Source organism: Streptomyces lydicus, from assembly GCF_000717345.1.
GTDB classification, from domain to species: domain Bacteria; phylum Actinomycetota; class Actinomycetes; order Streptomycetales; family Streptomycetaceae; genus Streptomyces; species Streptomyces lydicus.
Genome location: NZ_JNZA01000027.1, coordinates 1 through 12,995, shown reverse-complemented (window position 1 = coordinate 12,995; position 12,995 = coordinate 1). Strand labels below are relative to the sequence as shown.

Below are 12,995 nucleotides of genomic sequence, written 5' to 3'. Positions count from 1 at the left end.
CGATGAACGATCGATAAACGTCGCAGCCGCCCGATGAACGGACGCGTTATGCGACCGCGGTGGGCGTGAGAAGCGCCTGCACGGCGTTGCCTTCCGAGGACCCCAGGCGCTCGAAGGTCGCCAGTGCCTCCTGCCAGCACACGCGGGCCCGGCCGGTCTGTCCGAGCGCGTGCAGGGCACGTCCCAGCGTCGTCAGCACCGTCGCGCGCCAGGAGTCGCCGCCGATGCCGCGCAGCGCGGTCAGCGCCTGCTCGGCGTGGTTCGCGGCGGTGGCCGGGCGGCGGGCGGCGAGCTCGACCTCGGCGAGCCGGAAGTTCGTCATCCCCTCCCAGAAGCGCTGCCGGCTGTCCCGGAAGATCGCCAGCGCCGCGGTCAGCTGCCCGGTCGCCTCGTCCAGCCGCATGGCCTGGGTGTACGCGAGTGCGAGGGCGTACATCCCGTTGGCGAGCCGGCGCTTGGCACCGAGCTGCCGGTATATCGCCAGGCCCTCCTCGGCCAGTTCGATGGCGCTGTCCACCCGCCCGGTGTCCAGGTGGACGCGGGAGAGATTGCACAGCGCGCTGGCCTCGGACTGCCGGTTGTTGTCGTCGCGGAACGCGGTCAGCGCCTGGCGGAGGTAGCCCTCGGCGTCGGCGTGCCGGTGCTGGGCGTTGGCGATGATGCCGCGGTCGTTGGGCGCGGACGCGGCCACGTACGGGTCCTCGGAGGCGAGCCCGAGCAGCATGGCGGACCTGGCGTTCTCGTCGGCCTCGTCCAGCCGTCCCGACAACGTCCGCACATAGGTGAGCGCGAGGTGGAAACGCGCCTCCGCGTGCTGGTCGGCAGCCTCCCGGGCGGCCGTCAGCAGGGCGACGTTGGCCTGCTCGTACTGCAGCGCGTCGGCACCGGACTCGGCCAGGTCCTTGGTGAGCAGCAGCAGATCGGCGGCCCGCCGCAGCGTGGCGGCGCCACTGGACTGCCGGGCGCAGGCGAGCAGGCACCCGGCCTCGTTGAAGAGCCACTCCAGGGCCGCCGCCCGGTCGGCGAAGGCGAGGCCGGGGTAGCTGGTGGCCTCCATGTGGACGATCAGGCGGTCACCGGGGCGCTCCAGCGCGTACATCCGGGCGGCCGACGCCAGGTAGAAGTCCAGCAGCCGCGACATCGCGGCATCCCGCTCCGAGGGCGGGTGTTCGTCGCGCTCGGCGCAGGCACGCGCGTAGAGGCGTACCAGGTCGTGGTAGCGGTAGCGCCCCGGCGCGGCGGACTCCAGGAGGGAGGTGTCCACGAGGGATTCGAGGAGTTCCTCGGTGTCGTCGACGTCCATGTCGAGTACGGCGGCGGCCGCGGCGAGCGAGATGTCCGGGCCGTCCGCCAGACCCAGCAGCCGGAAGGCGCGGGCCTGCGCCGGCTCCAGCTGCTTGTAGCCCAGTTCGAAGGTGGCCTTCACGGCGAGGTCGCCGGCCCGCAGTTCGTCCAGGCGGCGGCGCTCGTCGGCGAGCTTGGTCGCCAGGATGGAGACCGTCCACGTACGGCGGGCGGCCAGCCGGGAGGCGGCGATGCGGATGGCCAGCGGCAGGAAGCCGCAGGCCCCGACGACGGCCATGGCGGCCTGCCGCTCCGAGGTGACGCGCTCCTCGCCGACGATGCGGGTGAAGAGCGCGAGCGCCTCCTCCGGGCTCATCACATCGAGGTCGATGAGGTGCGCGCCGGCCAGGTCGATCATGCGGGCGCGGCTGGTGACCAGGGCGGCGCACCCCTCCATGCCGGGCAGCAGCGGCCGGACCTGGGAGGCGTCCCGGGCGTTGTCCAGGAGCGCCAGCACGCGCCGGCCGGCGAGGGTGGAGCGGTAGAGGGCGGAGCGCTCCGCCAGGCCGTCGGGGATGGAGGCGTCGGGCGTGCCCAGCGCGCGCAGGAAGGCACCGAGGACGGCCACCGGCTCGGACGGGTTGTCCCCTGCGCCCTGGAGGTCGACGTAAAGCTGCCCGTCGGGGAAGTGGTCGCGGGCGGCGTGGGCGACATGGACGGCGAGGGTGGTCTTGCCCACGCCGCCGATGCCGGTCAACGCCGAGACGGCCATCACGCTGCCCTCGGCCGTGGCGAGTTGATCGCCGAGTTCGGAGACGAACGAGGCGCGGCCGGTGAAGTCGGCCACGGTGGCCGGAAGTTGCTGCGGGCGCACCACGGCGGGGCCGGCGGGGTCGGTGTCGAAGCTGACGTCGGGCGCGTCCAGGTCCGGGTCCGCCTGGAGGATCCGCTGCTGCAGCTCGGAGAGTGAGGCGCACGGGTCGACGCCCAGCTCGTCGGCGAGCAGCCGCCGGGTGTCGGCGTAGACGGCGAGCGCCTCGGCCTGCCGGCCGCTGCGGTACAGCGCCAGCATGAGCAGTTCGCGCAGCCGCTCGCGCAGCGGGTGCGCGGCGGTGAGCGCGGTCAGCTCGGAGACCGCGTCGGCGTGGCAGCCGGCCTCCAGGACGAGTTCGAGGCGGGTCTCGGTCAGGGACAGCCGCCATTCCTCCAGGCGGGTGCGCTGGGTCTCGGCGTACGGACCGGCGAGGCCGGCCAGCGGTTCGCCGTCCCACAGGTCCAGGGCCGCGTCGAGCAGTTCGCGGGCGCGGGCGCGGTCACCGGACGCCTTGGCCTTCTCGGCCTCGGCGGCGTACTGCTCGGCGTGGTCGTGGTCGAGGTCCAGCGGGTGGCCGTCCACCGGCCGGATCGCATAGCCGCCGGACTCGCTGACCAGCGCCTCGGCGTCCGCGCCCAGTGCCTTGCGGAGCCGTGAGGCGTACGTCCGCAGGGCGGCGAGCGCGGCGTGCGGCGGTTCGTCGCCCCACAGGGCGTCGACGAGTTCGGGCGCGGTGGCGGTGCGTCCGCCGCGCAGCAGTAGTGCGGCGAGCAGCGCCCGCTGCTGCGGGGAGCCCGCCGCCAGCGGCGTTGCGCCGCGCCAGGCCCGTACGGGACCGAGCACGGTGAAGCGGAGCCGCTCCCGCCCCGGACCGTCGTCCATGGTGTCCCCCTGCCCTGTGCCGAATTGACCGCGCTGTATGCGCCTTCTCGCTGTGCGCAACGGTCAGTCTGCCTTGTCGCGACCACTTACGTCAGTAGGGGTCCGGACCGTGCACAAAGCCTCCTCGGCTGAGGAGCGGCCGGGGAGCGGTGCGGCGCACCACAACGGCGCGGACGCCGGCCTTCCGCGCCCCCGTTCCACCCGGCGCATTTTCCTCCCGTTACTGACGGACCGTCAGATCAACGCTACCGTAACGGGCATGGAGACCTTCCCCAAGATCATCTCGGTGGACGACCACACGGTGGAGCCCCCCAACGTCTGGCGGGACCGGCTCCCGTCGAAGTACCACGACATCGGCCCGCGGGTGGTCCGCGCCCCCTTGAAGGAAATGACCTTCGTCGGCGGCAAATTCGCCCCAAAGATGGGCGCCCCCGGCGACGACGGACCGATAGCCGACTGGTGGATCTACGAAGACCTGCACCGCCCGCTGACCCGCCTGGACACCGCCGTCGGCTACTCCCGCGACGAGATCAAGCTCGAAGGCATCACCTACGAACAGATGCGGCCGGGCTCGTACAGCGTCCCCGAACGACTGGCCGACATGGACGTCAACCACGTCCAGTCCGCCCTCTGCTTCCCCACCTTCCCCCGCTTCTGCGGCCAGACCTTCACCGAGGCCAAGGACCGCGAGCTGGGGCTCCTCGGCGTGCGCGCCTACAACGACTGGATGGTGGAGGAGTGGTGCGGCCCCCAGGCGCGCGGCCGGCTCATCCCCCTCACCCTCATCCCCCTGTGGGACCCCGAACTCGCCGCCGCGGAAGTACGGCGCAACGCCGCCCGCGGCGTACGGGCGGTCTGCTTCAGCGAGATCCCGCCCCGCCTGGGCCTGCCCAGCGTCCACACCGACCACTGGGACCCCTTCCTGCGCGCCTGCGACGAGACCGGCACCGTCATCGCTATGCACATCGGCTCCAGCAGCCGCATGCCGTCCACCTCCGCCGACGCCCCGCCCGCCGTCGGCTCCACCATCACCTTCGCCAACTGCTGCTTCTCGATGGTCGACTGGCTGATGAGCGGCGCCTTCGACCGCTTCCCCCGCCTGAAGATCATGTACGCGGAAGGCCAGATCGGCTGGATCCCGTACATCCTGGAGCGCGCGGACGTCGTCTGGGAGGAGAACCGCGCCTGGGGCGGCGTGGCCGACAAGGTCCTCCGCCCCCCGTCCGAACTCTTCGCCGACCACGTCTACGGCTGCTTCTTCGACGACGCCTTCGGCCTGCGCAACCTCGACGCGATCGGCCCCGGCAACGTCCTGTACGAGACGGACTACCCGCACTCCGACTCCACCTGGCCGAAATCCCGCGAGGTCGGCGAGTCCCAGATGGCCCACCTGCCCCCCGCCACCGTCGAACGCATCGTCCGCGGCAACGCGATCGACCTGCTGGGCCTGACGGCTGAGGGCCTCTGGGAACCGTCGGCGCCGAGAGGCTGAGGCGGCGCCGGCCCGCGCTGCCCACTTCCCCTTCCTCTTGCCTGATGGCCCGTCAGGTATGACGATGTCCCGCACGCAGTTATATGACGCATCGTCAGATATGGCCGGAGGGCGCGCGTGGACGGCACGGGTGGTACGGACGGCGCAGGTGGTGGGGTGTGGCGGCCCGAAGGTGGGCGGCTGGTGTACGGGATGCAGTTGCCGGTGCAGTCGCAGAGTGTGCTCTTCGCGGAGGGGTGGGAGGCCGCCGCGGGGGTGGCCGATCTGGTGGCGGTCGCGCGGGCCGCGGACCGGTACGGGTTCGCGTACATCGGCTGCTGCGAGCACATCGCGATTCCGCGGCGGCTGGCGGAGGCGATGAGCACCGTCTGGTACGACCCGGTCGCCACGCTGGCGTATCTGGCGGCGGCGACGGAGCGGGTGCGGCTGCTGAGTCATGTGGCGGTGGTCGGGCTCCGGCACCCGCTGATCTCGGCCAAGCAGTACGCGACGCTCGACCACCTCTCCGGCGGGCGGCTGATCCTCGGGGTCGGGGCCGGGCACGTACCGGAGGAGTTCGCGGCGCTGGGGATCGGGTTCGAGGAGCGCGGGGCGGTGCTGGACGAGACCGTCGACGCGCTGAAGGCGGCGCTGGGGAGTGAGGAGTTCCCGGCGTTCGCGGGGAAGCGGTTCGCCTTCGAGGGGCTGGGGCAGGCGCCGCGGCCCGCGCAGACGCCGCGGCCGCCGATCTGGGTGGGCGGTTCCTCGGCCGCCGCCGTACGCCGGGCCGCCGAGCGCGGGGACGGCTGGCTCCCGCAGGGTGACCGGCGGGAGGCGCTGCCCGGGCAGATCGCCAGGCTGCGGGCGATGCGGGAGGCCGCCGGGGTCCGGGAGCCGGCGGTGATCGGCGCGATCGCCGAGCCGGTGTACGTCGGCGAGCCCGGGTGGGACGTCGGGCGGCGGGCCCTGACCGGGCCCCCGGAGCGGATCGCGGCCTCGCTGCGGGAGTACGGGGCGATGGGCGTGACGCAGATCCAGGTGCGGTTCCGCAGCCGAAGCCGGGCCGAGCTGACGGATCAGATGGCGGCGTTCGGGACGGACGTCGCCCCCTGTTTGAACTGAGCGGCGGTGGCCGTCACCGCCGGGGTGGCCGGCCGGTCCGCCGGTGCCGTGACCGTACGGGCGGGCGGTCGCCCCGCCCTCCCGGGGCCCTGGCGTGCCCCGCGGGTCCGGCGGCACCGGTCGCCTCGCGCGTACCGAGCATCCGCACCTCGACCGAGCAGCCAGGGAGGCTCTCATGGGCAAGTTGGACGGGCGCGTCGTCCTCATCACCGGGGCGGCGCGCGGGCAGGGTGAACGGGAGGCGCGGCTCTTCGCCGGCGAGGGGGCGAGGGTCGTCCTCGCCGATGTCCTCGACGCGCAGGGGGAGGCGCTCGCCAAGGAGGTAGCGGAGGAGGCGGGGGAGGGGCGGGCCGTGTACGTCCACCTGGACGTGGGCCGCGAGGAGGACTGGGCGGCCGCCGTCACCTCCGCCAAGGACGCGTTCGGGAAGATCGACGGGCTGGTCAACAACGCCGGCATCCTGCGTTTCAATGAGCTGACCAGCACCCCGCTGGCGGAGTTCCAGCAGATCGTGCAGGTCAACCAGGTCGGTGCGTTCCTCGGCATCAAGACCGTCGCGCCGGAGATCGAGGCGGCGGGCGGCGGGACCATCGTCAACACCGCGTCGTACACCGGTGTGACCGGTATGGCGTACGTCGGCGCGTACACCGCGACCAAGCACGCCATCGTGGGGCTGACCCGGGTCGCCGCCCTTGAGCTGGCGGCGAAGGGGATCCGGGTGAACGCCGTCTGCCCGGGCGCGATCGACACCGCCATGAGCAATCCCGCGCAGCTCGACCCGGAAGCGGACACCGAGGCGGCGGCGCAGGCGCTGGACGAGCTGTACCGCAAGCTCGTGCCGCTGGGGCGGGTCGGCCGGCCGGAGGAAGTCGCGGCGCTGGCGCTCTTCCTGTCGTGCGAGGACTCGTCGTACATCACCGGGCAGCCGTTCGTGATCGACGGCGGATGGCTCGCGGGCGTCTCGGTGCTGTGAGCCCCGGACGACGCTGTGGCTGACCGGTCGTCAGCTATTGACGGTCCCCGTGGGCGATGGAACAGTCGGCACACACATCGAATCTGACGGAGCGTCAGAAATAGCTCGGGACGGTGAACCACCTTGGAATTCGGGCTCTTTGTACAGGGATACGTCGGCAAGCGGGCCGAGACCGACCCGCTCGCCGAGCACAAGGCGCTGATGGAGGAGACCGAGTACGTCATCCAGGCGGACACCTCCGGCTTCAAGTACGCCTGGGCCTCCGAGCACCACTTCCTGGAGGAGTACTCCCACCTCTCCGCCAACGACGTCTTCCTCGGCTACCTGGCGCACGCCACCGAGCGCATCCACCTGGGATCCGGGATCTTCAACCCGCTCGCCCAGGTCAACCACCCCGTGAAGGTCGCCGAGAAGGTCGCCATGCTCGACCACCTCAGCGAGGGACGCTTCGAGTTCGGCAGCGGGCGCGGGGCCGGCTCGCACGAGATCCTCGGCTTCCTCCCCGGCATCACCGACATGAACCACACCAAGGAGATCTGGGAAGAGACCATCGCCGAGTTCCCGAAGATGTGGCTCCAGGAGGAGTACGTCGGGTTCCAGGGCAAGCACTGGCAGCTGCCGCCGCGCAAGATCTTCCCCAAGCCGTACGGCGCCTCGCACCCGGCCATGTGGTACGCGGCCGGGTCGCCGTCCTCGTACGCCATGGCGGCGAGGAAGGGGCTCGGCGTGCTGGGCTTCAGCGTCCAGAAGGTCTCCGACATGGAGTGGGTGCTGGAGCAGTACAAGACGGCGATCCGGGACGCCGAACCGGTGGGCGACTTCGTCAACGACAACGTGATGGTCACGTCGACCGCGATCTGCGCCGAGACGCACGAGAAAGCGGTGGAGATCGCCGTCAACGGCGGGCTCAACTACCTCCAGTCGCTGGTGTTCCGCTACCACGACACCTTCCCCCGACCCGACGGCATCCCCGAGTGGCCCGAGCTGCTGCCCGACTACACCACCGAGATCATCGAGCTGCTGATCGCCGAGGAGCTGATGATCTGCGGCGACCCGGACGAGGTGCTGCGGCAGTGCAAGCGCTGGGACCAGGCCGGCGCCGACCAGCTCAGCTTCGGGCTGCCCATCGGGATCCCGTACGAGGACACCATGAACACGATCAAGCTCATCGGCGAACACGTGATCCCGAAGATCGACACGGATCCGGTGCACCGGACGACCCGGTTCCGGCAGACGGCCGGCAGCTGAACGGCCGGGAGCCGAGAACCGGGAACAGGGAGCCGGCCGGCAGCTGACCGGCCGGCGTTCAACAGCACCCGAGGGGAGGCATTCCGTCATGCTCGACCATCTGATCAAGGGCGCGACCGTCGTGGACGGGACGGGCGCACCCGCGTACGCCGCCGATGTCGGGATACGCGGCGGGCGCATCGCCGTCATCGCCGCGCCCGGCACGGTGACCGAGGAATCCGCCACGAGCGAGGACGCCCACGGCCGGATCCTCGCGCCCGGCTTCGTCGATCCGCACACGCACTACGACGCCCAGCTCTTCTGGGACCCCTACGCCACGCCCTCGCTCAACCACGGCGTGACCACGGTGGCCGGCGGCAACTGCGGTTTCACGCTGGCCCCCCTGCACCCCGACCGCCCCGAGGACGCCGACTACACCCGCCGGATGATGTCCAGGGTCGAGGGCATGTCCCTGGTGGCGCTGGAGGAGGGCGCCCCCTGGTCGTGGAACTCGTTCGGCGAATACCTGGACGCGCTCGACGGACGGATCGCCGTCAACGCGGGCTTCATGGTGGGCCACTGCGCACTGCGGCGGTACGTGATGGGGCCGGACGCGGTGGGCGGGCAGCCCACCGAGCAGCAAATGGCGCAGATGCTCGCCCTCTTCCACGAGGCCATGGACGCGGGGGCGTGGGGCCTGTCCACCACCCAGTCCGGCACGCACTCGGACGGCGACGGGCAGCCCGTCGCCTCCCGGCACGCGACACCCGCCGAACTGCTCGCCCTGTCCCGGGCCGTCGCCGAGCACGAAGGCACCCAGATCGAGGCCATCGTGGCCGGCTGCCTCGACCAGTTCAGCGACGACGAGATCGAGCTGTTCGTCGAGATGAGCGCGGCGGCCGGCCGGCCCCTCAACTGGAACGTGCTGACGATCGACGCCGCCGTCCCGGAGCGCGTACCGCGCCAGCTCGTCGCGAGCGAACGCGCCCGGAAGGCCGGCGGGCGGATCGTGGCACTGACCATGCCGATCCTCACCCCGATGAACATGTCCCTGGGCACCTTCTGCGCCCTGAACCTCATCCCCGGCTGGGGCGACATCCTCGGCCTCCCCGTCGACGAGCGGATCGCCGGGCTGCGCGACCCGGCCGTCCGCACCGAGATGCTGCGGCGCGCGACCTCGAAGGAGGCCGGGGTCTTCCGTCGCCTGACCGACTTCGGCCGGTACGTCATCGGCGACACCTACAGCGCCGCCAACGACGGCCTCACCGGCCGGATCGTCAAGGACATCGCCGCCGAACGCGGCCAGGAACCCTTCACCTGCCTGGTGGACATCTGCGCCAACGACCGCCTGCGTACGGTCCTTTGGCCGATGCCCACCGACAACGATCCGGCGTCCTGGGCCCTGCGCGCCGAAACCTGGCAGCACGAGGACGTCCTGCTCGGCGGGTCCGACGCGGGCGCGCACCTGGACCGGATGTGCGGAGCGCCGTACACGACCCGCTTCCTCGGCGACTGCCTGCGCGGACGGCGGCTGGTGGGCCTGGAGCAGGCCGTGAAGATGCTGACCGACGATCCGGCGCAGCTCTTCGGCCTGCGCGAGCGCGGACGCGTCCGGGAGGGCTACCACGCCGACCTGGTCCTCTTCGACCCGGAGACCGTCGACGCCGGCAAGGCGACCCTCGTCCACGACCTGCCGGGCGAGAGCCCCCGCCTGGACTCCAAGGCGATCGGGGTGCACGCGGTGTGGGTCAACGGCGTCGAGACCCTCCGCGACGACGAGGTGACCGGGGCCGTACCGGGCACGGTACTGCGCTCGGGCCGCGACACCAGGACGGTGAGCACCAGGTGACCGTGTCGGCGCGGGTGGTGGTGACGGTGGGGGAGGGGCGGCGGTGACGGGGGCGGAAGGACGGTTGTTCGTCGGCGGGGAGTGGGTGGCCCCGGCCGGCGGCCACTACGAGGTGATCGACCCGGCGACGGAGACGGTCGTCGGGCTCGCCCCCGAGGCCACCCGCGCGCAGGTGCACGAGGCGGCCGCCGCGGCCCGCGCGGCCTTCGCGACCTGGTCCGGTACCGCACCCGAGGAACGTGCCGCGATCCTCGACCGGGCCGCGGACGTGCTCCAGCGGGACTTCGCCGCGCACGCCGAGCTGGCGCAGGCCGAGAGCGGCGCGACGACCGGCACGGCGCGCGCCCTGCAGGTGGCGGTGGCCGTCGCACGCTTCCGGCGCTACGCCAAGGGCGCCCTGGAACCCGTCGAACAGGGACTGCCCCCACAGGTCAACGAGGCGGGCCCGATGGGCAGGGCGGGGGTGATCGGCGCGCTCGCCGCACGCCGGCCCGTCGGCGTCGTCACCTGCATCACCTCCTACAACAACCCCTGGGCGAACCCCGCGGGCAAGGTGGCGCCGGCGCTGGCCATGGGAAACACCGTCGTCGTGAAGCCGGCCCCGCAGGACCCCCTCTCCGTCTACCGGATGGCGGCGGCCCTGGAGGAGGCAGGGGTGCCGCCGGGGGTGGTGAACGTGGTCAGCGGGGCCTCCGCGGACGCCGGCGCGGCCGCCGTCGACGCGCCGGACGTCGACATGGTGAGCTTCACCGGCTCCACGGCCGTCGGGCAGCGCATCGGCGAGGTCTGCGGGCGCGCGATGAAACGGCAGCTGATGGAGCTGGGCGGCAAGGGCGCCGCGGTGGTCTTCGACGACGCGGACCTGGACGCGGCGGTCGCCGGGATCGGTACGACGTTCTCCTTCTACAGCGGGCAGATCTGTACGGCGCCGACCCGGGTGATCGCCCAACGGGGGGTGTGCGACGCGCTGATCGACCGGCTCGCCCGCTACGCCGGGCACCTGAAGGTCGGCGATCCGAGGGCGCCGGGCACGGTCGTCGGGCCGGTGATCTCGGCGGCGCACCGCGACCGGGTCGCGTCGTACGTGGAGCTGGGCAGGAAGGAGGGCGCGCGGCTCGTCACGGGCGGCGAACACCCCCGGGGCCCGGAGCGTGGCTTCTACGTCGCGCCGACGCTGCTCGCCGACTGCACCCCCGACATGCGCGTCGTACAGGAGGAGATCTTCGGCCCGGTCGTCGTGGTCGTCCCCTTCGAGGAGGAGGACGAGGCGGTGGCCCTCGCCAACGACAGCGACTACGGGCTCATCGACTACGTCTGGTCCGGCGACGTGGCGCGCGCCTTCCGGGTCGCCCGGCAGCTGCGGGCCGGCGGCGTCGGGGTGAACACGGTCGGCCGCAACATGGAGGCGCCGTTCGGCGGCTTCAAGAAGAGCGGGGTGGGCCGGGACGTGGGCTCGTACGCGCTGCATGCGTACAGCGAGCTGCAGGCGATCGTCTGGCAGGGGTGAGTGCGCGGGCGGGCGCTTCGGGTTCCGGTGGGCGGGATGTGATGTTCAAAATCCGGACGGGAAAATTTTGAATCGGGGCAAAGCGGACGCTGCTGCGATTCTCGCAATGTGAAAGATGTAAGGAGAAAGGGTCGAATCCAAGGTCGAAACGGTCGTGAGGGTTTCGATTGATTGACCCTTGGCCGCTCTCCACCGTGCTAACTAAGGCTTAGGTGGCGGAGTTTGATCTTCCGGATACGGATACAGCAGCACTTAACGTCCTGTTCATGGTTCAGGTTGACCCCCGGCCCCAGGCCGGAGACACGGTAACGAGCGTTGCGGCTACCGGCAGTGCGGACGGCACCCGCGGCAAGGGCCTCAGTGGCAACTCCGTGGGCCTCCTCGGCAGCGCGGTCATCGGCATTTCGACCGTCGCGCCCGTCTACTGCCTCACCTCGACCCTCGGCCCGACGGTCGGCGAGGTCGGGGTGCAGATGCCCGCCGTCTTCCTCGCGGGCTTCCTGCCGATGCTGCTGGTCGCCTTCGCCTACCGCGAACTCAACAAGGCCGTCCCCGACTGCGGCACCTCGTTCACCTGGACGGTCAAGGCATTCGGGCCGCGGGTCGGCTGGATGTGCGGCTGGGGACTGGTGATCGCGACGATCATCGTACTCTCCAACCTCGCCGGCGTCGCCACCTCGTTCTTCTACCTGCTGCTCGGCGAACTCACCGGCAGCCAGGCCATCGCCGACCTCGACGGCAACCGGGCCGCACACGTCCTGACCTGCCTGGCCTTCATCGCCGTCGCCACCGCCATCAGCTACCGCGGCATGACGGCCACCAAGGGCGTCCAGTACACCCTCGTCGGCCTCCAACTCGCCGTCCTCGCGGTCTTCGTCGTCATGGCCGTGGCCAAGGCGCAGTCCGGCGACCTCGCGGGTTCGCTGCACTTCTCCTGGACCTGGCTCGACCCGTTCGCCGTCCGGTCCTTCTCGGCCTTCACGGCGGGACTGTCCCTCTCGATCTTCATGTTCTGGGGCTGGGACACCTGCCTCACCGTCAACGAGGAGACCACCGGCAGCGCGAAGACACCCGGACGCGCCGCCCTGCTGGCCATGCTCGTACTGATCGGCTCCTACCTCCTCACCGCCGTCGCCTCGCAGATGTTCTCCGGCGTCGGCCACAAGGGGACCGGGCTCGGCAACCCGGACACCGCCGACAACGTCTTCGCCGCCCTCGCCAACCCCGTCATGGGAACCGTGCTCGGCGTCCTGCTCTTCGTCGCGGTGCTCGCCTCGGCGGCGGCCAGCCTGCAGACCACGTTCATCCCCGTCGCCCGCACCGTCCTGGCGATGAGCACCTACGAGGCCCTGCCGGCGTCCTTCGCGAAGATCCACCCGCGGTTCCGCTCCCCGGGCCGGGCCACCATCGCCGCCGGCGTCGCCACCGGCGTCTTCTACGCCGTCATGAGCATCCTGAGCGAGAACGTCCTCATCGACACGATCTACGCCCTCGGCCTCATGATCTGCTTCTACTACTCGATCACGGCCTTCGCCTGCGCCTGGTTCTTCCGCCGCGAGCTGCGGAACTCGGCCCGCGACCTGCTCTTCAAGGGCGTCTTCCCCTTCCTGGGCGGACTGCTCCTCGCGGCCGTCTTCGGCAAGACCCTCACCGACATGTGGAACCCCGCCTACGGCTCGGGCAGTTCCGTCTTCGGCGTCGGCTCGGTCTTCGTCATCGGCGTGGGCCTGCTCCTGCTGGGCGTCGTCATCATGCTGATCATGCGACGCCGGAGCCCCGCCTTCTTCCGCGGCGAGGTACTCACCCGGGCCACGCCGGCGCTGGTGGTGGAGGAGTAGGGGGTGGGGTTGGGGGGCTGGGTTGGGG

8 protein-coding genes are annotated in these 12,995 nt (G+C 71.4%); 7 read left to right on the top strand and 1 reads right to left on the bottom strand.

What is annotated here, in order from left to right; genetic code table 11:
- Positions 1 to 46: 46 nt before the first annotated feature.
- A complete protein-coding gene (gene afsR / locus OO62_RS23885; RefSeq protein ID WP_033269624.1) occupies positions 47 to 2,980 on the bottom strand; it encodes an SARP-family global regulator AfsR in 2,934 nt (977 codons plus the stop codon).
- 259 nt (positions 2,981 to 3,239) lie between these two features.
- Here afsR and OO62_RS23880 point away from each other — a divergent pair, with 259 nt between their 5' ends.
- From OO62_RS23880 to OO62_RS23850, 7 genes are all read left to right on the top strand, one after another.
- On the top strand, positions 3,240 to 4,472 hold the full coding sequence (locus OO62_RS23880; RefSeq protein WP_033269623.1) for an amidohydrolase family protein: 1,233 nt from the start codon (positions 3,240 to 3,242) through the stop codon (positions 4,470 to 4,472).
- A 192-nt stretch (positions 4,473 to 4,664) separates the two neighbouring features.
- Positions 4,665 to 5,573 carry a TIGR03619 family F420-dependent LLM class oxidoreductase gene (locus tag OO62_RS23875; RefSeq protein WP_033269750.1) on the top strand — a complete coding sequence of 303 codons (909 nt, stop codon included), beginning with the start codon at positions 4,665 to 4,667 and terminating at the stop codon, positions 5,571 to 5,573.
- A gap of 175 nt (positions 5,574 to 5,748) precedes the next feature.
- The gene (locus tag OO62_RS23870) at positions 5,749 to 6,546 is read left to right on the top strand and encodes an SDR family NAD(P)-dependent oxidoreductase (RefSeq protein WP_033269622.1); all 798 of its coding nucleotides are present in this window, start codon (positions 5,749 to 5,751) and stop codon (positions 6,544 to 6,546) included.
- Between the two features lie 123 nt (positions 6,547 to 6,669).
- On the top strand, positions 6,670 to 7,794 hold the full coding sequence (locus tag OO62_RS23865) for an LLM class flavin-dependent oxidoreductase (RefSeq protein WP_033269621.1): 1,125 nt from the start codon (positions 6,670 to 6,672) through the stop codon (positions 7,792 to 7,794).
- Between the two features lie 88 nt (positions 7,795 to 7,882).
- Complete coding sequence (locus tag OO62_RS23860) at positions 7,883 to 9,622, top strand: N-acyl-D-amino-acid deacylase family protein (RefSeq protein WP_033269620.1); 1,740 nt, start codon at positions 7,883 to 7,885, stop codon at positions 9,620 to 9,622.
- Positions 9,623 to 9,665: 43 nt separating this feature from the next.
- Complete coding sequence (locus OO62_RS23855; RefSeq protein WP_033269619.1) at positions 9,666 to 11,129, top strand: aldehyde dehydrogenase family protein; 1,464 nt, start codon at positions 9,666 to 9,668, stop codon at positions 11,127 to 11,129.
- Between the two features lie 266 nt (positions 11,130 to 11,395).
- Entirely contained in the window at positions 11,396 to 12,967 is a 1,572-nt protein-coding gene (locus OO62_RS23850; RefSeq protein WP_033269618.1) for an APC family permease, read from the top strand.
- Positions 12,968 to 12,995 lie beyond the last annotated feature (28 nt).

Excerpts from the sequence above, each read along its gene's own strand:
- OO62_RS23880 (WP_033269623.1), top strand. The coding sequence starts at position 3,240 with ATGGAGACCTTCCCCAAGATCATCTCGGTGGACGACCACACGGTGGAG.
- OO62_RS23860 (WP_033269620.1), top strand. The coding sequence starts at position 7,883 with ATGCTCGACCATCTGATCAAGGGCGCGACCGTCGTGGACGGGACGGGC.
- OO62_RS23850 (WP_033269618.1), top strand. The coding sequence starts at position 11,396 with ATGGTTCAGGTTGACCCCCGGCCCCAGGCCGGAGACACGGTAACGAGC.
- afsR (WP_033269624.1), bottom strand. The coding sequence starts at position 2,980 with ATGGACGACGGTCCGGGGCGGGAGCGGCTCCGCTTCACCGTGCTCGGT.
- OO62_RS23870 (WP_033269622.1), top strand. The coding sequence starts at position 5,749 with ATGGGCAAGTTGGACGGGCGCGTCGTCCTCATCACCGGGGCGGCGCGC.
- OO62_RS23875 (WP_033269750.1), top strand. The coding sequence starts at position 4,665 with ATGCAGTTGCCGGTGCAGTCGCAGAGTGTGCTCTTCGCGGAGGGGTGG.